We start from the raw sequence: 17,638 nt of genomic DNA on the forward strand, positions 1-17,638 counted from the left end.
ACCATGATCGGTGAACGGATCAGCCATGGCCGACGCGTGCGCATAGTTGCCGGAGAACGGCAACCGATGGTTGGAAAATGGAGACAGAGTATGACTACCTCAGCCCCGGATAAGACGGCCGCGCCTACGGCCCTCGATCCACCCCGCTGGAATACCGCTCGCAAGCTCACCGTCGAAGGGATCGGAACGTTCTTTCTTGTCTTCACCGTCGGATCGGCGGTGCGCAGCGGGAGTTCGCTCGCACCGCTGGCCATCGGTGCGGTGCTCATGGTCATGGTCTACGCGGGCGGCCACATTTCCGGCGCGCACTACAATCCTGCGGTGACGTTGGCGGCGCTGGTCCGTGGTCGAATCAAACCCCTTGCGGCCGTTGGCTACTGGATCATCCAGCTAGTGGCAGGCGTGGTCGCGGCGGTGGTCGTCCGCCTCGTCGTCGGCGTCGCACCGGGTCGAGCATTGAGCCCGACGGGTCATCTCCTGGTCGACGCGCTCGTCGCCGAGCTCCTCTTCACCTTCGCCCTCGCTTACGTTGTGCTCAATGTGGCGACCAGCGCCGACCATCCGAACAACTCGTTCTACGGGCTGGCCATCGGATTCACCGTCGCGGCCGGAGCTGTCGCGGTCGGCGGAATATCCGGTGGCGCGTTCAACCCGGCCGTACTGTTCGGCGGCATGGCGATGGGCATCTTCGGCACCTCGACAGTGTTCTACCTGATCGTCGAGTTGCTGGGCGCCGCCGCGGCGGGTTTGGTGTTCCGGATGCTCAACCCCGCGGACGCATAGCCGACGCGCGGAGCGTAGTGGGCACCCCGGTGGCTGGACTGCGCTGCGGATGGAGCGGACGGTTCTGTCCCGCGACCAGCTCAGTATGGTAACCGCTGGGCCAGCGCTGCTCAGCCCGCGGCGGGAGTCTTCCTGATCTCGACGATCGGAAGCACCAGTGCGGCAGGCGCGTTCGCGGGTACCACGGGGGTGACCGGTGCGACTGGTGCGATCTGCTGGTAGGTGGCGCCGAGCGGGGGCCGGGTGTCCACCTCGCCCTTGTTCGGCCAGTAGGCGGCGGCGCGTTCGGCCTGCGCGGTGATGGTGAGGGAGGGGTTCACGCCGAGGTTGGCCGAGACCGCCGCGCCGTCGACGACGCTGAGCGTGGGATAGCCGAAAACGCGGTGGTAGCCGTCGATTACGCCGTGCTCGGGGTCGGCGCCGATGACCGCGCCGCCGAGGAAGTGCGCGGTGAGCGGGATATTGAAGATCTCGCCCCAGCTGCCGCCCGCGATGCCGCCGATCTTGGCGGCCACCCGCCGGGTGACGTCGTTGCCGACCGGGATCCAGGTCGGGTTCGGTTCGCCGTGCCCCTGTTTGCTGGTCAGCTTGCGGCCGAAGAGCCCGCGCTTGGTGTAGGTGGTGATCGAATTGTCCAGGTGCTGCATGACCAGCGAGATGATGGTGCGCTCGCTCCAGTCCTTGGTGCTCAGGAAGCTGAGCAGGTCCATCGGGCGGCGCAGCAGGATGCCGAGGAAACGCAGCCAGCGCGGAATGCGACCGCCGCCGTCCACCATCAGCGTCTGCAGCAGCCCCATGGCGTTGGAGCCCTTGCCGTAGCGGACCGGCTCGATGTGTGTGTCCGGCGTGGGGTGGATGGACGAGGTGATCGCCACGCCCTTGGTGAAATCGACACCGGGCGTGACCTTTTTGGTCGCGGCACCGACGATCGATTCGGAGTTGGTGCGGGTCAGCTGGCCGAGGCGTTCCGAGAGCTCCGGCAGCGCGCCCTTGTCCTTCATCGCGAACAGCAGCTGCTGGGTGCCTCGGGTGCCTGCCGCGAGCACGACGTTCGCCGCGGTGTAGGTCTTGGGCTGCTTACGTAGCCAGGCGCCGGTGCGCGCCGTGGACACGTCCCAGGTGCCATCCGGGTGCGGGCGCAGGCCGGTGACGGTGGTCATCGGAATGACTTGCGCCCCGGCCTGTTCCGCGAGGTAGAGGTAGTTCTTCACGAGCGTGTTCTTGGCGCCGAACTTGCAGCCGACCATGCAGTCACCGCACTCGACGCAGCCGGTGCGCTCGGGCCCGACGCCGCCGAAGTACGGGTCCGCCACCGTCTTTCCCGGCTCGCCGAAGAACACGCCGACGGGGGTCTGCACGAAGGTATCGCCGACGCCGAGGTCGTCGGCGACCTGCTTGAACACCTCGTCGGCCGGGGTCATGTGCGGGTTGCGCACCACGCCGAGCATCTTCTGCGCGCGCTCGTAGTAGGGCGCGAGCTCGGTCTGCCAGTCGGTGATGTCGCGCCACTGCGCGTCCCGGAAGAACGGCTCCGGCGGCACGTACAGCGTGTTGGCGTAGTTCAGCGAGCCGCCGCCGACACCGGCGCCGCCGAGGATGAGGACATCGCGCAGCAGGTGGATGCGCTGGATGCCGTAGCAGCCGAGCTTCGGCGCCCAGAGGAACTTCTTCAGCTCCCAGCTGGTCTTGGGCAACTCGTCGTCGGCGAACCGCTGGCCCGCTTCGAGCACGCCTACCTTGTAGCCCTTCTCGACCAACCGCAGCGCGGTGACGCTGCCACCGAACCCAGAACCGACGATGAGGACGTCGAAATCCGTTGCTCGCTGGTCCATAGGAAGCTCCTCAATAGTGTCGCCAGTGACTCGGGTAACACTACTACCGAGTAGGTTGTGCGCCGAACCAGGGCGGGTGGCGCGGACTTGTGCCGACGCCATTCGGTTTCCCGGTCAGGGTGGCGACTTCCGAGGTGCAGATCCCTTGGAGAGCAATGCTCACTCTTGTTGACAACGCTCTCTCAATATTGCACGGTGGAGGCATGCCGACTACGCCGCGCGCCCGAGCAAGGGCCCAGACCATGGCCGACATAGTCCGCATCGGCCGCGAACATCTGGCCACCGACGGTGCCGCGGCACTGTCGCTGCGCGCGGTCGCCCGTGATCTCGGCGTCGTCTCCTCGGCGGTCTACCGCTACGTCAGCAGTCGCGACGAACTACTCACCCTGCTGGTCATCGACGGATACAACGCGCTCGGCGACGCGGTCGACGCCGCACTCGCCGACGCACCCGACGATCCGATCGAGCAAATGCGCGTGCTGGCCCGCACTGTCCGGCGCTGGGCCACCGCCGAACCCGCCCGGTACGGCCTGCTTTTCGGCACCCCGGTCCCCGGCTACGACGCCCCAGCCGACCAAACCATGGCCCCCGGCACCCGCGTGATCATCGCCCTGCAATCCCTCTTCGCCCGCGCCTACCAGTCCGGCCTACTCTGCGCACCCTCTACTGACCCGCGTATATCTCTCCCTCTCGCAACAAGTTTCGCCGAGATCCGCAACGAAGCCCACATCGATATCCCCGACTGGCTCATCACCCGCGGCGTCACCTTCTGGGCGAGCCTCTTCGGTGCGGTGACCGCCGACGTCTTCGACATGTACGGCACCGAAACCTTCGCCGACCGCGACGAACTCTTCGAACTCCAACTCGACGCCCTGCTGGACATGCTGGGATACCGGCCCTGACTTACCTTGCGGGAGTGGTCATCCCGGCCTTCAATGTCAGTCTTCGTTGCTGAGCCGCTCGCCAAGGAACTGAAGGAGCGCGGGGTCGTCGGAGGTGAAGCGGTCGACTTCCTGGCCGCCGGTGCATTCGTAGAGGCCGATGGTGACGCGGTCCGATCTGCGGGAGAGGACGCGCCAGATGGCGCCGGAGTCCTGCCAGCGTTGCAGAATCGCGGTGGCGCTGGGGGTTCCGGGTTGGGGTGCTGTCATCGCGGCACCGTGACGGGATCGAGGCAGCTGGCCGCGGCGTCTACGAACGAGCATGGCTGCGGTGGCCGGGTGGGGCGATAGTCGGAGGCGACGCCGCCGGCCTGGGTGATCGCGGTGTAGGCGGGGACTGCGTCGGTGGGTTTGCGGGTGAGGGTCGGGTCGGTCAGTACATCCACTGTGTAGAGGCCGAAACGTGGGGTGTAAGAGCCCCATTCGTAATTATCGGTGAGGCTCCAGTAGTTGTAGCCGATGACGTTCATGCCGTCGGATTTGGCGCGCTGTAGCCAGTAGATGGTGTCGCGGAGGTTGTCGGCGCGGGTGTAGCCGTCGGCTCGGGGCGCGCCGTTTTCGGTAGGCGTGCCGTTTTCGACTATGTAGAGCGGCTTTTCGGGGAACTGGCGGGCGTAATGCTGCAGGGCGTAGTAGAGGCCTTCGGGCTGAAGGGGTTGGGTCCATAGCCTTTCGAAGTCGGGCGGACCCGCCAGCAGGGATTCGGGGGAGAGGCCGTAGTAGTAGTCGATGCCGATGTAGTCGAGCCGGGTGCGGATCTTGTCGAGCAGTGGTTTGTTGACGATGTCCTCGCCGGTGGGGATGTAGGCGACGTTGCTCGTGACCAGCGCGCCGGGCTGGACGGCGTGGATGTAGTCGTAGATGCTGTTGTGCGCCTGGGCGATTCGATCGTGCATGGCGGGGATGTCGACGGGGGAGATGCCGCCCTTCCGCAGTTCGTTCACGAGGTAGAACGTCGGCTCGTTGAAGGTGACCCACAGCGGGTCGGCGGGGGCGTAGCGGTCGGCGACGGTGCGGGCGTTGGCGAGCCAGTCCTCGACGATGCTCGCGTTGCGCCAGCCGCCACGGTCCACCTCCCAACCCGGATAGACCCAGTGGTCGATGGTGAGCATTGGTCGCATGCCTGCCGCGGTGATCGCGGCGATGACGTTGTCGTAGAAGCGGAGTCCGTTCTCGTCCCACTCGCCGGGCCTCGGCTGTATTCGTGCCCACTCGAGGCCGATACGATAGACCTTGACGCCGAGCTGGGCGGCCAGCGCGATGTCCGAGCGGTATCGCGTGCAGAAGTCGATCGAATCGCCGTATGGGTCAGGGGTTTTCCCGGCTGCGACGTAGCGAGACCAGTTGCTGTCGGGTGCGTGGCCCTCCGACTGGTATCCGGATGCGGCGACACCCCAGAGAAAATCCGCACCCAGTGGTGCGACCTGCGCGGGAGGTGCTGGACGCGCAGCGGCGATGGTTGTGCTGCCGGCGATCAACGCGGCGGTGGTGGCCGCGAGGGTGAGCAAGACGTGGCGACGGCGCTGTGCTCGCATCGGACTCCTGTTCAGCGGATGACCGGGGCCATGGACCTGGGGGACAGCGTAACTGGTCGTATGTCCGTTTCTGGTGGATCTGGGGCGGTGCGTTGTTCCGGCGATAGGGGAGTCGAGCTTTACCGGTGGGGTAGGGGATCGGTCGCGCCTAGCCGGGGAGTCGGGTTGGGGGACTGCCGTTTCCGGAGTTGCGACGGCTCGAGGTGGAGGTCAGGTGAAGTCGATGGAAGGTATCAATACAGAAAAGACATCTAGTTACGTAGATATGCGCACCTACGCATGCAGAACCATCCACTTAAAACTCACCCACAAATCACCAATCCGAAATCCAACCGTCCCAGCCCTCTCATCAGCCAAGACGAGGAGGGCGGGGCGGCGGGTGCTACTTGTCCGATGCGGCGAGTGCCTCGAGGAGCTCGGCGCCTGCCGCACGGGCCGGGGCGCGCATGACGAATCGGTCGAACCCCCAACGCTTCTGGTGCGCGCGCAGCTCGGCGACCAGCTCGTCCACCGTGCCGATCAATACGTACGGCGCGCTGAGCAACTCGGCGACGCTGGTGGTGGGGATGTCCTCGGCGAAGCGCGCACAGGCGGCTTCGGCGTCGTCGGTGATCTCCACGTGCTGCACGAGCGCCTCGAACGTGGGTGTACGGCCTGCCTGTTGTGCCGCGTCGCGCGCGATCTCGACGTGCGCGTCGATCTGCTCGCGACTCCACCGGGTTTCATGACTGTGCCCGTCGGGCAGGGTCCGGCCGAGTCCGGAGAATCCGACGATATCCGCGGTCGCGGCGGCGTACCGCAGCACGCGAGTCCCGTTGCCGCCGACGAGAAGTGGTATCGGCTCCTGGACGGGCCGCGGTCTGGTCAGCATCGCCTCTCGGAGTTGTACATGCGCACCCGCGAAGGTCACGGTCTCGCCGGCGAGCAACCGCCGCGTGGTATCGGTGACCTCGACCATCCGGTCGACCCGTGCGGCTGCTGACGGATGCTCGCGCCCCTGCATCGTCCACTCGGCAGGAGTGTGCCCGGCGCCGATCCCGAACAGCGCACGCCCACCGGACACGACATCGAGCGTGGCGACCTCGCCCGCGAGCAGGAACGGTTCCCACATCCCGGCGTTCACCACGTTGGTGCCGAGGCGGATCGTCTCGGTGGCCGTCGCGGCCGCGGCGAGGGCCACGAAGGGGGAGACGAACGACCCTGGATGGTCGGGGACCATGAGGGTGTCGAAACCCTCCCGCTCGCACCCTCGGGCGAAGTCCGGCCAGGTGCCGACCTCGATCACATTGGCGGTCATCGAGAACTTGATCGGAGCGTTCATGCTCGCCTCCCTTCGAGCTGCCCACGCTAATTCGGGTCGGCCGTGCGGCGTAAGTGATTCCGCTGAGGGCGAATTCGGCGTCAGCGCCGTGCTTGATCCACGGTGACGACGGGCAGTCGCAGGGTCACCGGATCGGTGACGGGGGTGGTTTCGACGAGGTCGGTCATGTCGCGGGTGGCGTGGTGCTCGTCGGCGAGGATCGGTTCGCTGAGGCCGATGCGTTCGTGCAGGCGTTTCATCCAGGCCGGTGCCCACCAGCAGTCGTCGCCGAGGAGTTTCATGACCGCGGGTACCAGCAGCATGCGCAGGATGGTCGCGTCGATGATCAGTGCGGCGATCATGCCGTAGGCGATGTATTGCATCATCACCAGTTTGGAGAACGCGAACGCGCCGGTGACCACGAGCAGGATGAGGGCGGCGGCGGTGATGATGCGGCCGGTGTGTGCGGTGCCGATCCGAATCGCCTCGGTGGTGGTCGCGCCTTTGGAGCGGGCTTCGACCATGCGAGACAACAGGAATACCTCGTAGTCGGTGGAGAGGCCGTAGATGATGGCGATGATCAGCACGAGAATCGCCGCTTGGATCGGCTGCGGGGTGAAGTTGAGTAGTCCTGAGCCGTTTCCGTCGACGAAGATCCAGGTGAGGATGCCTAGGGTGGAGCCGAGTCCGAGTGCGCTCATCAGGGCGGCCTTGATCGGCAGGATGAGGGAGCCGAAGGTCAGGAACATCAGCATCGTGGTGAGGAAGAGAACCACGGCGACCATGAAGGGGATGCGGCCCAAAAGACCGTCGATCGAATCCTTTTGAATCGCTGGTGTACCGCCGACGAGCATGGTCACGTCGGCGGGTAACTGGATCGAGCGCAGATAGTCGACGGTGGTGTTGGCGTTCTTGACGGCGAGCGCCGCTTCCGTGCGATATACGCCGGGGAGTTTCGTCGAGGAGCTCGGCGTGGCGAAGGGGCCGGTTCCACCCGGCGGAGTGAGCAGACCCGGCGCTCGATTGGCTTGCTTCACGACATCGCCGATGGCGCTCGTGTTGTTGGAAATGAACAGGAGCTGCACGGGGTCGGCTTTGCGGATGGGAAAGGTGGTGTCGAATTCTTGTTGGGCGATCCTGGTCGGGTCGTTCGGTGGCAGATACGTTTCGCTGAATCCGCCGAAGGCGATGTTTTTCACCGGAATGATCAACAGCAGTAGGCCGAGGCAGATCGGGACGGCGATCCGTTTCGGGTGCTGCATCACCCATCGGGTGGAGCGGCCCCAGAAACTGTTCTCCACTTCTTCCGCGGTCTTGGTCTTGCCGAAACGCTTGAGTCCGAGCATGTCCACGCGCGGGCCGAGGACGCTCAGCAGCGCGGGCAGGATGGTGAGTGCCGTCAACGCGGCGAGGGAGACCGATGCGATCGAGGCGTAGGCCATCGATCGGAGGAAGCCCTGCGGGAACATCAGCATGCCGCCGAGGCTGACGATGATCATGGTTGCCGAGAACACCACGGTACGGCCCGCGGTCATCACCGCGCGGCGGACCGCGGTCTTGGTGTCGTAGCCCTCGGCGAGTTCCTCGCGGAATCGGCTCACGATGAACAGGCCGTAGTCGATGGCCAGGCCCACGCCGATCATCGAGACGACGCCGGAGACAAAGGAATTGACGTCGGTGAATTCGGTGAAGGCACGAATGATGCCATTGGCGCCGATGACGGTGAGTCCGCCGACGATCAACGGGAGCGCGGCGGCGACCAATCCGCCGAAGATGAAGAACAGCAGCACGGCCACCACGGGGAAGGCGACCATTTCCATCAGGTGGATGTCCTCGTCGAGCGAGGAGGTCAGTGTTCCCGCGACAGGTTGGAGTCCGGCGACCTGGACGTCGACGCCCGGAATGTAGAAGGCGTCCTTCACTTTCCGGAAGTTGTTCACCATCTCGGTGTCGGTGTTGCCTTTGATGGCGATCGAGGCGAAGGCTCGATTCAGGTCCGCTCGGCCGAACGCGCTTGGTTGCTGTTGGCCGGTCTCGGTCTTCCAATAGGAGCCGTTGACCTTGTCGATTTCGTCGGGGTGCTGGCGTTGCAGGCTGTTCAGGTTGTCGACGATCTGGGCGCTGAACGCCGGATCGTCGAGCGATACCCCCTCGGGGGCGGTGTAGAGCACCAGGACGTCGGCGCGGTGGTCGCGCGCGAATGCCTGGTCGGATAAGCGGGCGGCTTTCGCGGATTCCGAGGTGGGGTCGTCCAACCCGCCGGAGGCCAGATGGTGTGACAGGTCGGATCCGTACCCGCCGAGTGCGAGCAGTGCCGCCCCGACGACGCCGATGACGAGGAATCGGAACCGGTAAACGAAATCTCCCCAGCGCGCGAACATCAGGCGGCTCTTCGGAGGTGCGGACAGGTCGGTCGTGCGGGCAGCGGCCTGAGGGCACCGATCATCAAGAGATTGCTTCCTTCCGGTGGTCGCGCCCGATATGCGCGCTACCCAAAGTACCGGTGCGCCGGAGGGGTCTTCCTGAGAGTTTTGCTAGGAAATATCCGTTGGCCCAAGGATTTTGCCGAGTGTTCGGGTGAGTGTCCGCAGTTCGTCGGGGTCGAGTTTGCCTGCGAAGCGTTGTTCGATGCCCGCGAGGTAGCGCGGGGCGGCCTCGCGGAGGCGGGTGCGTCCGGTCTCGGTGATGGTGACGAAGGCGGACCTGCCGTCGTCGGGGTTGGCTTCGCGGGTGACCAGGCCCGCGGTCTCCAGTTCGGTGACGAGGCGGCTTACCCGGGTGCGGCTGAGGACGACGCGGGCACCGAGGTCGGTCATCCGCAGGGGAGGCACGCCGTCGAGTTCCAGCAGGACGTCGTACCAGGCGAGGGGGAGTCCGACTGAGGTGCGCAGGTCCGCGTCGAGTTGGGGCACCAGCTTGGCGTGCACGCGCAGGAACGCGGACCAGGCGTTGGCTGCCGCGCGGTGGTTGTCGGTCACGGTGCGAGCTTACCCACTTGTGTGCGCCCGCACACATGTAGTAGCGTGCACACGCACATAAATTGTGTTCGAGAAAGGAAATCTCATGACCGATGTCATTGCCCGGGCGGAGCTGGCTGCTGCTATCGAGGCGGGTTCGGTAACGGTGCTCGACACGCTCGGGGCCGGCTATTACGAGAAGGCGCATCTGCCCGGCGCGCGGGTCCTGGTCGAATCCGACGTGGAATCGATTGCCGGACAACTGCTTCCGGATCGCGATGCGGCGATTGTGACCTACTGCGCGAACGAAGCGTGCCGCAACAGTGAGAATGTCGCGGTCAAGCTGCGCGGGCTGGGGTACACGAATGTGCGCGCGTATCGAGCGGGGATTCAGGATTGGGCGGAGGCCGGGCTTCCGGTGGAGGAGGGGGCCTGAGGTGATCGCGTCCCTGGCGCGGTGATCGCGCCGGTGTGAGGTCGCGGCATTGTGCGGTCGATATGGATCGATCGCACAACTCCCTACGGCGCGACCTCGATGACAAGCGGATTGCCGGTGTCGAACCAATAGCGGTGTAGTTCTTGAACTTTGGCTCGGCTCGGTCGCCCGCGCAGGTGCAACACGCATTCGCCGTAGTCCATAGGTGTGACTGTTTCACACAGGATGGTGCGTGCGATCGCGCGTTCGGTGGGGTCGGTGATCTCGCGGGCGGTGCCGTCGAAAGTGCCGTCCGGCAGGCGGATTCGGACGTGGGGGTCGGCGCGGATGTTGAGCAGCCATCCGCTGGCGGCCGCGGGCCTGGTGATCGCGAGGTGCGGTGGGACCAGTTGGACGAGGTAGGCGCGGTTGTCGCGGCGGATCACCCGGACGCATTTCTGGCGCTTCTTGCCGGTCTTTCGGCCGGTGGTGGTGATCACGCCGTAGCCGTCGGGGGCTCGGACCCGGAACCACGGCAGCATCGCGGCGCTGACGATGCGACCGGCCCGCTCGGTGCGGACCAGGCGGGTGTGTTTCTCGGCTTCGGCCGCGGCGGCGATCCGGATCTTGCGCAGTCGTTCGCTGGTCGGCTCGGCGGGCGCTGAGTCCTGCATAGCGTCCATGGTCCGCCGCGCGGGCTTGTGGCGGAACGTTTCGTCGTTTGTGGCGTTGTCTGTCAACGACTTTGCGCGCTCCGCGTGCGTTTCGATGTGACATGCCCCTCGGTCCCGGCCTGGCGGTGCCGCTGACGAACGGCGACGTGTCAGGATTCTGAGATGGTGTCGAATCCGCTGCCGCCGATTGCTCGCAAGCTGGCCCAACAGCGCTGGGTCATGCGCACGGCGCCGGTCGTCATTCCGGTCGAGCGCGTCGTTCGGCGCTGGACCGACGGCCGCAGGGGCGTGCTGGATCTGGTCGGGCTGCCCTCGATCGAGGTCACCGTCGCGGGCCGCAAGACCGGTATCGCGCGAACCACGTCGCTGCTGTACGTGCCGCGCGGTGACGGCTTCCTGGTGCTCGGCTCGAACTGGGGCAGCCCGAAGCATCCGGTGTGGTCGGCCAATTTGCGTGCCGCCGATACCGCGACCGTTCGGCACCGGGGCGAGCAGTTCACGGTGTCGGTGACCGAGCTCACCGGTGTCGATCGCAAATCCGCCTGGGACTTGGCCGTCGAGTTCTGGCCTGGATACGAGATGGAGTACGAGCTGTCCGGCGGGCGTCAGTTCCGGATGTTCGAGCTGCGCCGGGTGTGAGGTTGCGCGAAATGTGTTCGTGGCGGGGATGAGTCGCGCTTTCGAGGTGGCCGCCCGTTTGTCGGAGGTCCGGGTTACGGTGTGGAGATGACCACGCATCTGACGCATTGGGGTGCCTTCGAGGCCGACAGCGATGGTGAGCGGCTGACCGCTGTTCGCCCATGGCGCGGCGATCCGGAACCGATGCGGCTGATCGAGAATGTGGCGTCCGCGCAGCATCATCCGACCCGGATCGATCAGCCTTATGTTCGGCAAGGCTGGTTGGAGCGCGGGCCGGGCGCGACCGGGCGCGGGACAGATCCGTTCGTGCCGGTGTCGTGGGAGACCGTGCTGGATCTGCTGGCCGGTGAGCTGGGGCGGGTGTATCGCGAGCACGGTGCCGAGGCGGTGTTCGGCGGGTCCTATGGGTGGGCGAGCGCGGGGCGTTTTCATCACGCGCAGAGCCAGACGCATCGGTTCCTCAACTGCCTCGGCGGGTATGTGCGGCACGTCAACAGTTACAGCCTCGGGGTGTCGCAGGTATTGATGCCGCATGTGCTCGGTCATCTCGGTTTCGTTATCGAGCGGGCGACGGCGAAGACGGTGCTGGCCCGGCATACGGAGTTGGTGGTGGCGTTCGGCGGGTTGTCGCCGAAGAACTCGGCGGTGTCGCCGGGTGGCGTGTCCCGGCACAACACCCGGGGCTGGATCGGTGCGGCGCGGGCGCGGGGTTGCCGGTTCGTGTCGATCTCGCCGTTGCGTGACGACATTCCGGCCGCGGCCGAGGCGGAGTGGCTCGCGCCGCGGCCGGGCAGCGATACGGCGTTGATGCTGGCGTTGGCGCAGGTGCTGGACGCGGAAGGGTTGGCGGACAAGACATTCCTGGACAAGTGCACCGTCGGCTATGAGCGATTCATCGGCTACGTGCGCGGCTCGACGGATGGGATCGTCAAGTCCCCGGAGTGGGCCGCGGCGCTCACCGGCTTGCCCGCCGAACGGATCCGGGCGCTGGCACGCGAGATGGCGACGGCACGGACCTTTGTGACGGTGAGCTGGTCGTTGCAGCGCGCGCAGTACGGTGAGCAGCCGCTGTGGCTGGGGGTGGTGCTCGCGGCGATGCTCGGCCAGATCGGGTTGCCCGGTGGTGGGTTCGGGCACGGCTACGGGTCGGCGGCGAGCGTGGGTGAGCCCGCGCGGGAATTCTCGCCGCCGCGATTGCCGCAGGGTCTCAACGGAGTCGACACCTTCATTCCGGTCGCGCGCATCGCCGACATGCTGCTCAATCCAGGTCAGTCCTTCGAATACAACGGGCAGCAGCTGATCTACCCCGATATTCGGCTGGTCTACTGGGCCGGCGGGAATCCCTTTCACCACCATCAGGATCTGGCCCGGCTGCGCGCGGCGTTCGCCCGGCCCGAGACGGTGGTGGTGCACGATCCGTTCTGGTCCTCGACCGCCCGGCATGCCGACTTCGTGCTCCCCGCCACCATGACCATCGAACGTGACGACTACGGCGCGGGCGAGAACGACCGCGTGCTGTTCCCGATGAAGGCGATCACCCGCCCGCACGGCAGCGCGCGCGACGACTACGCCATCTTCGGCGAGCTGGCCGAGCGCCTCGGGGTCGGCAAGGAATTCACCGAGGGCCGCACCGCCGACGAGTGGCTGCGCTACCTCTACGAGGAATGGCGAGTCCACCAGGCCGGCCACGAGCTGCCGGACTTCGACACGTTCTGGGCCAGCGAGCACATCGAACTCCCGATCCTCGACGAGGATCAGATCCTCGCTGCCGACTTCCGCGGCGACCCGGACCGCTTTCCGCTCACCACCCCCAGCGGCAAGATCGAGATATTCTCCGAAACCATCGACAGCTTCGGCTACCCGGACTGTCCCGGCCACCCGACGTGGTTCGAACCCGAGGAATGGTTGGGCGCCCCGGCCGCGGCCGAATTCCCGCTGCAGTTGGTCGCCAACCAGCCACGCGCCAAGCTACACAGCCAACTCGACGTCGGCGCCTACAGTCAATCCACCAAAATCGCCGGACGCGAACCGGTGCGCCTGCACCCCACCGACGCCGCCGCCCGCGACCTGCACGATGGCGACACCGTCCGCATCCGCAGCAAACGCGGCAGCTGCCTGGCCGGACTCACCATCGACGACGCCGTGCGCCCAGGCGTAGCCCAGCTATCCACCGGCGCTTGGTACGACCCCGACCCGGCCAACCCCGCCTTCTGCCGTCACGGCAACCCGAATGTTCTGACCCCCGACCGCCCCTCCTCAGCCCTGAGTCAGGGTTGCACAGGCCAGCTATCGCTGGTCGAAGTCGAGCGATACGAAGGAACAGCCCCCGATCTGGCCGTGAACCAGCCACCCGCTATGGTTGCGGCACAACACCTTCCGTGACAGCGAGGATAGCGGCGCCTGCGATTCGGCAGAATCGCTTGCTATGCAACGAATCCCGTTCGACCTCGACGCCTACGCGCAGCGCGTACAGTCCGAGGCCTGCTTCATCTGCGGGATAGTCGCCGCCGAAGACGAGTGGCACCAGGTCATCGCCGAGAACGACGACAACATCGCGTTCCTGTCGAAATACCCCACCCTGCTCGGTCACGTCCTGGTGGCCCCGAAGATTCACCGCGAGCACGTCGTACGCGATCTTGCCGAGGATGCATACCTGCAGTTGATGACATTGGTCTATCGAGTGGCGCGCGCAGTGGAAGCAGTCCTGCCCGTCGAACGTACCTATCTGCTGACTCTGGGCAGCCAACAGGGCAATTCGCACGTGCACTGGCACGTCGCACCTTTGCCCCCGGGCGTTCCCTACCGCGAGCAGCAGTTCCATGCACTGATGGCGGAAAACGGCATCCTGCCGTGGACACCGGAGCAAGCGGAGACGTTGGCCGAACGCCTGCGAACGGCTCTGCGGTCTAGGTGATCCTGTCGGCGGGCGACGTCGAGGAGTAGGTGCGAATCCGCGGTACGTGGCGGCTTTGGCTGGTCAGCCGAGGAGGCCGCGTGCCATGGCGGTGGTGACGGCGGCGGTCCGGTCGGACACGCTGAGCTTTCCGAACACGCGCAGCAGGTGTGTCTTCACCGTGGCCTCGCTGATGTGTAGCGTGCGCCCGATGTCCGCGTTCGTCCCGCCCTTTGCCACAAGCCGCAGCACCTCGGTCTCGCGGGCCGACAACGACGGCGGCTCCGGATTCCGCACCCGGTTCACCAGCTTCCCGGCCACCGATGGCGCCAGCACGGTCTCTCCGCGTGCCGCCGCCCGGATCGCTCCAGCCAGCTCCGTCCGCGACACGTCCTTGAGCAGGTACCCCGACGCGCCCGCCTCGACCGCGCGCAGGATGTCGGCGTCCGTCTCGTAGGTGGTCAGCACGACGACCCGCCGCCCTGGCGTCTGCCGCAGGATCTTCCTGGTCGCGCCGACGCCATCGAGGCCGGGCATTCGCAGATCCATCAGAATTACGTCCGGCTGCTTGACCCGATCGAGCGCGACGGCTTCGTCGCCGGACCCCGCCTCGCCGACCACACTGAAATCTGGTTCTGACTCCAGCATCCCGCGCAGTCCCTCCCGTACCACGGGATGGTCGTCGACCAGCATGATCGTGATCACGCGGGCACCTCCAGTTCTACGTCCGTCCCCTCGGAATATCCACTGCGGATGCTGAGCCGTCCGCCGATCTGCCCCGCCCGCGACCGCATCCCGGACAGCCCGAACCCGTCCGCCGGTGCGCCGGGGTCGAAACCCGCGCCGTCGTCATGCACCAGCAACCGGACCGCGTCGTCTACCACGGACACTCGGACGAGCACCGCCGACGCCGACGCGTGTTTGCGGATGTTGGCCAGTGCTTCCTGCGCGGCACGCAGCAGGACCACCTCGGTCGCCATCGGCAGTGTCGGCAATGGACTGTCCACTTCGTATGCCACCGTGAGGGTGCTTTCCTCGGCGAGCCGGTCGGCGAGGCGTCGCAGCGCCTCCTCCAGTGATCCCGTCGCCAGGTCGGAAGGCGCGAGCGCCGCCACCATCGTCCGTGCCTCGCCGAGGTTTTCCCGCGCGGTGCGGGCGGCGAGGCCGAGATGCCGCTTCGCCGCGGCCGGATCGGTGTCCATTTCGGACTCGATCGCGTGGGTGAGGGTGACGATGCTGATGAATCCCTGCGCCAGCGTGTCGTGGATCTCGCGGGCCAGCCGCTCGCGCTCGGTGGCCGTGCCCGCCTCCCTGGAGAGCCGGGCGACCTCGGCCTGGCTGGCCTCCAACCGCTCGATCAGCCCGGCGCGGGCGTAGCTCTCCTCGATGATCCCGGTGATGTAGCGCCCGGTGAGCAGGCTGAAGACGATCACGATCATCGGCACCAGAATGGCCGGAGCCCCGGCCCCGTTGCGGACGATCGAAGCGACCAGGCTCAGCACGATCGTCAGCGAGGTGAGCACGGCGGCCGGTTTGAAGTCCAGCGTCATGTACACCAGCGGGCAGACGATGAACAGACCGAAGCTCGCCGTGGCTTCGGCGAACATCGCGACGACGATGAGCAGCAGCAGCACCCCGGCGAACAGCCACCGCCGCGCATCGTTGTCCTCGCCGGTGAGGACTCGGCGGCCCTGCAGCAAGTAGACGATCGCGATCCCGGTCAGCGCCGCGACGCTGACCAGTCTGGCCGACATCGCCGTCGTCGGCTCCTGGGTGAGGACGTACGTCACTGTCCCGAGGTACGTCACCCCGAACACCACGTCCCAGACCCAGCGGGAGCGCTGCCACGCGCTCGGCGGTGGTGGGTTCACCGGTCCTCGTTCGTCCAGCGGAACGTCAGCCGCGCCAACAGCAGTCCCGCCACGCACCAGGCGCCGAGTACCAGCGCCACCGTCGAAAGTTCCCATGTCCCCGCCATTTCCTGAGCCGCGGCCGCCGGGGGCAGGAACACCGAGCGGAAACCCTGGCAAACCCACTTCAGCGGAAATACCGACGCAATGTCGACCATAACTTTCGGCAGGTGCGTGATGGGGGTGACGAACACCCCCGACATGAATTGCAACACCAGATAGACCAGGTTGACCAGCGCGACGACCCCGTTCGTGGACCGGGGGACCGAGCCGATCACGATGCCGAGCAGGGTGCAGGACACGGTGCCGAGCACGAACACCCAGGCCAACGTGAGCCACTGCGCCGGCTCGGACGGCAGGTGCAGCTGGAACATGAGCACTGCCACCGCGATCATCAGCGCCGACTGAACCGCGCTGGTCACCGCCACCAGCACCATCTTGCCGACGAAATACGACGCCGCGGGCATCGGTGTCCCGCGAAGCCGTTTGAGCGCGCCGCTCTCGCGGTCGGCGGCCAGGCCGATGCCCATGCTGTTGAACGACGTCGAGACGATGCCGGCACCGATCATGCCTGCGGCGAGCAGTTGCCCCGAGCTGACCGACGACTGCGTGGTCGGACCGTTCAGCATGGACCCGAGCAGGATCATCAGTATCGCGGGCAGGGAGAAGGTGAAGACCACCTGTTCCTTGTTGCGGAAGAACTGGCGCAGCTCCGCGCTGCCGCGGCTGCGGCCCAGCGACAACGTGCCGGGCAGGGCGAGCGTGGTCATGCCGTCTCTCCGATCAGCTCGAGGTAGATGTCCTCCAGGCTGGGCCTGGTCACGGTCAGCTCGCCGAGTTCCCCACGGCCAGCGCAGAGCTCGGCGATGAGCTTCGTCGGATCCGTCGTGTGCTCGACGTGCTCACCGCCCTGGTCCACCCAGCGCACGGTCGCCTCCGCACCGGCACGGCCACCAAGGTCACGCGGGGTGTCCTCGGCGACGACCCGGCCGCGGGCGATCACCGCGACCCGGTCGGCCAGCGCCTCGGCTTCGTCCAGGTAGTGCGTGGTGAGCAGGATCGTGGTGCCCTCCCGCGCGAGCCCGCCGATCAGCGTCCAGCATCGGCGGCGAGCCTCGGGATCGAACCCGGTCGTCGGCTCGTCGAGGAACACCAGCTCGGGACGGCCGATGATGCCCAGCGCGACATCGACCCGCCGCCGCTGCCCACCCGACAGCGACTTCACCCGTGCCCCGGCCTGCTCGGTCAGCCCGACCATGTCGATCACCTCTTCCGGATCACGCGGATCGGGGTAGTACCTCGCGAAATGCCGGACCGTCTCCGCCACCGACAACTCGGCCGCGTCGGCCGCGGTCTGCGCGACGATGCCCAGCCGCGCCCGCCAAGCCCGGCCCGCCCGGCCGGGATCCGCACCGAGGACACTGACCTCACCCGCCGTCCGATCCCGGTGCCCCTCCAAGATTTCCACGGTCGTCGTCTTGCCCGCGCCGTTCGGACCGAGCAACGCGAACACCTCACCCTGCCCGATATCGAAATCGAGCCCGGCCACGGCGACCTGCCCCGGATACTCCTTGCGCAAGCCGCGCACCCGCACTGCTGTCATGACTCGAGTCTGTTGCCGCACTGGACCTCCCGGGACATCCGGGAAGTTGAATTCGGCTGTCCATCGATCGATGGACAGTCCTGACCCCGACGAACTTCTGGACTCACGGTTGGAACCAGCGACAGTCCCTATCCTGCACAGCTGACGAGCCGACCG

General features: G+C 66.4%; 17 protein-coding genes. 6 read left to right on the forward strand and 11 right to left on the reverse strand.

The window, feature by feature from the left end:
- The first annotated feature begins 90 nt into the window (after window positions 1-90).
- Window positions 91-783: an aquaporin gene (locus ACIBCN_RS22640; RefSeq protein ID WP_396993600.1), complete on the forward strand. Its 693-nt coding sequence runs from the start codon at window positions 91-93 to the stop codon at window positions 781-783.
- 110 nt (window positions 784-893) lie between these two features.
- On the opposite strand, the gene ACIBCN_RS22645 is transcribed toward ACIBCN_RS22640, so the two are convergent.
- Complete coding sequence (locus tag ACIBCN_RS22645) at window positions 894-2,615, reverse strand: GMC oxidoreductase (RefSeq protein ID WP_396993601.1); 1,722 nt, start codon at window positions 2,613-2,615, stop codon at window positions 894-896.
- A gap of 203 nt (window positions 2,616-2,818) precedes the next feature.
- Here ACIBCN_RS22645 and ACIBCN_RS22650 point away from each other — a divergent pair, with 203 nt between their 5' ends.
- Window positions 2,819-3,517, forward strand: coding sequence for a TetR/AcrR family transcriptional regulator (locus ACIBCN_RS22650; RefSeq protein WP_396993602.1), 699 nt, complete (start codon window positions 2,819-2,821; stop codon window positions 3,515-3,517).
- A gap of 36 nt (window positions 3,518-3,553) precedes the next feature.
- Here ACIBCN_RS22650 and ACIBCN_RS22655 read toward each other — a convergent pair whose 3' ends face one another.
- The 5 genes from ACIBCN_RS22655 to ACIBCN_RS22675 all read right to left on the reverse strand — a co-directional run bounded on the left by ACIBCN_RS22655 (window position 3,554) and on the right by ACIBCN_RS22675 (window position 9,369).
- Window positions 3,554-3,766, reverse strand: a complete 213-nt coding sequence (locus ACIBCN_RS22655) for a hypothetical protein (protein WP_396993603.1) — start codon at window positions 3,764-3,766, stop codon at window positions 3,554-3,556.
- Window positions 3,763-5,091, reverse strand: coding sequence for a family 1 glycosylhydrolase (locus tag ACIBCN_RS22660; RefSeq protein WP_396993604.1), 1,329 nt, complete (start codon window positions 5,089-5,091; stop codon window positions 3,763-3,765). Before ACIBCN_RS22660 ends, ACIBCN_RS22655 begins: the two co-directional genes overlap by 4 nt.
- A 382-nt stretch (window positions 5,092-5,473) precedes the next feature.
- Complete coding sequence (locus tag ACIBCN_RS22665; protein ID WP_396993605.1) at window positions 5,474-6,412, reverse strand: TIGR03621 family F420-dependent LLM class oxidoreductase; 939 nt, start codon at window positions 6,410-6,412, stop codon at window positions 5,474-5,476.
- Window positions 6,413-6,492: 80 nt separating this feature from the next.
- The gene (locus ACIBCN_RS22670) at window positions 6,493-8,772 is read right to left on the reverse strand and encodes an MMPL family transporter (RefSeq protein ID WP_396993606.1); all 2,280 of its coding nucleotides are present in this window, start codon (window positions 8,770-8,772) and stop codon (window positions 6,493-6,495) included.
- 153 nt (window positions 8,773-8,925) lie between these two features.
- On the reverse strand, window positions 8,926-9,369 hold the full coding sequence (locus tag ACIBCN_RS22675) for a MarR family winged helix-turn-helix transcriptional regulator (protein ID WP_396993607.1): 444 nt from the start codon (window positions 9,367-9,369) through the stop codon (window positions 8,926-8,928).
- An 85-nt stretch (window positions 9,370-9,454) separates the two neighbouring features.
- Between ACIBCN_RS22675 and ACIBCN_RS22680 the strand changes: the two genes are divergently transcribed.
- Window positions 9,455-9,784 (forward strand): rhodanese-like domain-containing protein, encoded by a 330-nt coding sequence (locus ACIBCN_RS22680; RefSeq protein WP_396993608.1) that lies wholly within the window; start codon window positions 9,455-9,457, stop codon window positions 9,782-9,784.
- A gap of 83 nt (window positions 9,785-9,867) precedes the next feature.
- Here the strand turns inward: ACIBCN_RS22680 and ACIBCN_RS22685 are convergent, their stop codons facing one another.
- The gene (locus tag ACIBCN_RS22685) at window positions 9,868-10,437 is read right to left on the reverse strand and encodes a nitroreductase family deazaflavin-dependent oxidoreductase (protein WP_396993609.1); all 570 of its coding nucleotides are present in this window, start codon (window positions 10,435-10,437) and stop codon (window positions 9,868-9,870) included.
- 162 nt (window positions 10,438-10,599) lie between these two features.
- On the opposite strand from ACIBCN_RS22685, the gene ACIBCN_RS22690 reads away from it, so the two are divergent.
- The 3 genes from ACIBCN_RS22690 to ACIBCN_RS22700 all read left to right on the forward strand — a co-directional run bounded on the left by ACIBCN_RS22690 (window position 10,600) and on the right by ACIBCN_RS22700 (window position 13,990).
- A complete protein-coding gene (locus tag ACIBCN_RS22690) occupies window positions 10,600-11,076 on the forward strand; it encodes a nitroreductase family deazaflavin-dependent oxidoreductase (protein WP_396993610.1) in 477 nt (158 codons plus the stop codon).
- An 87-nt stretch (window positions 11,077-11,163) separates the two neighbouring features.
- Window positions 11,164-13,458, forward strand: a complete 2,295-nt coding sequence (locus tag ACIBCN_RS22695; protein ID WP_396993611.1) for a molybdopterin guanine dinucleotide-containing S/N-oxide reductase — start codon at window positions 11,164-11,166, stop codon at window positions 13,456-13,458.
- Window positions 13,436-13,990, forward strand: coding sequence for an HIT family protein (locus ACIBCN_RS22700; protein ID WP_396993612.1), 555 nt, complete (start codon window positions 13,436-13,438; stop codon window positions 13,988-13,990). The genes ACIBCN_RS22695 and ACIBCN_RS22700 overlap by 23 nt, the downstream gene beginning before the upstream one ends.
- A gap of 63 nt (window positions 13,991-14,053) precedes the next feature.
- Here the strand turns inward: ACIBCN_RS22700 and ACIBCN_RS22705 are convergent, their stop codons facing one another.
- The 4 genes from ACIBCN_RS22705 to ACIBCN_RS22720 are packed head-to-tail and all read right to left on the reverse strand — an operon-like array spanning window position 14,054 to window position 17,482.
- Window positions 14,054-14,674 carry a response regulator gene (locus ACIBCN_RS22705; protein ID WP_396993614.1) on the reverse strand — a complete coding sequence of 207 codons (621 nt, stop codon included), beginning with the start codon at window positions 14,672-14,674 and terminating at the stop codon, window positions 14,054-14,056.
- Window positions 14,671-15,840: a sensor histidine kinase gene (locus tag ACIBCN_RS22710; RefSeq protein WP_396993615.1), complete on the reverse strand. Its 1,170-nt coding sequence runs from the start codon at window positions 15,838-15,840 to the stop codon at window positions 14,671-14,673. The genes ACIBCN_RS22705 and ACIBCN_RS22710 overlap by 4 nt, the downstream gene beginning before the upstream one ends.
- The gene (locus tag ACIBCN_RS22715) at window positions 15,837-16,649 is read right to left on the reverse strand and encodes an ABC transporter permease (RefSeq protein ID WP_396993616.1); all 813 of its coding nucleotides are present in this window, start codon (window positions 16,647-16,649) and stop codon (window positions 15,837-15,839) included. Before ACIBCN_RS22715 ends, ACIBCN_RS22710 begins: the two co-directional genes overlap by 4 nt.
- Entirely contained in the window at window positions 16,646-17,482 is an 837-nt protein-coding gene (locus ACIBCN_RS22720; RefSeq protein ID WP_396993617.1) for an ABC transporter ATP-binding protein, read from the reverse strand. The genes ACIBCN_RS22715 and ACIBCN_RS22720 overlap by 4 nt, the downstream gene beginning before the upstream one ends.
- Window positions 17,483-17,638: the final 156 nt, after the last annotated feature.

This window comes from Nocardia sp. NPDC051052, from assembly GCF_044456045.1.
Taxonomy (GTDB): Bacteria; Actinomycetota; Actinomycetes; order Mycobacteriales; family Mycobacteriaceae; genus Nocardia.

Coding starts and splice junctions, on each gene's coding strand:
- ACIBCN_RS22685 (WP_396993609.1), bottom strand. CDS start 10,437: ATGCAGGACTCAGCGCCCGCCGAGCCGACCAGCGAACGACTGCGCAAG.
- ACIBCN_RS22690 (WP_396993610.1), top strand. CDS start 10,600: ATGGTGTCGAATCCGCTGCCGCCGATTGCTCGCAAGCTGGCCCAACAG.
- ACIBCN_RS22655 (WP_396993603.1), bottom strand. CDS start 3,766: ATGACAGCACCCCAACCCGGAACCCCCAGCGCCACCGCGATTCTGCAA.
- ACIBCN_RS22660 (WP_396993604.1), bottom strand. CDS start 5,091: ATGCGAGCACAGCGCCGTCGCCACGTCTTGCTCACCCTCGCGGCCACC.
- ACIBCN_RS22695 (WP_396993611.1), top strand. CDS start 11,164: ATGACCACGCATCTGACGCATTGGGGTGCCTTCGAGGCCGACAGCGAT.
- ACIBCN_RS22680 (WP_396993608.1), top strand. CDS start 9,455: ATGACCGATGTCATTGCCCGGGCGGAGCTGGCTGCTGCTATCGAGGCG.
- ACIBCN_RS22645 (WP_396993601.1), bottom strand. CDS start 2,615: ATGGACCAGCGAGCAACGGATTTCGACGTCCTCATCGTCGGTTCTGGG.
- ACIBCN_RS22670 (WP_396993606.1), bottom strand. CDS start 8,772: ATGTTCGCGCGCTGGGGAGATTTCGTTTACCGGTTCCGATTCCTCGTC.
- ACIBCN_RS22640 (WP_396993600.1), top strand. CDS start 91: ATGACTACCTCAGCCCCGGATAAGACGGCCGCGCCTACGGCCCTCGAT.
- ACIBCN_RS22715 (WP_396993616.1), bottom strand. CDS start 16,649: ATGACCACGCTCGCCCTGCCCGGCACGTTGTCGCTGGGCCGCAGCCGC.
- ACIBCN_RS22665 (WP_396993605.1), bottom strand. CDS start 6,412: ATGAACGCTCCGATCAAGTTCTCGATGACCGCCAATGTGATCGAGGTC.
- ACIBCN_RS22650 (WP_396993602.1), top strand. CDS start 2,819: ATGCCGACTACGCCGCGCGCCCGAGCAAGGGCCCAGACCATGGCCGAC.
- ACIBCN_RS22720 (WP_396993617.1), bottom strand. CDS start 17,482: ATGACAGCAGTGCGGGTGCGCGGCTTGCGCAAGGAGTATCCGGGGCAG.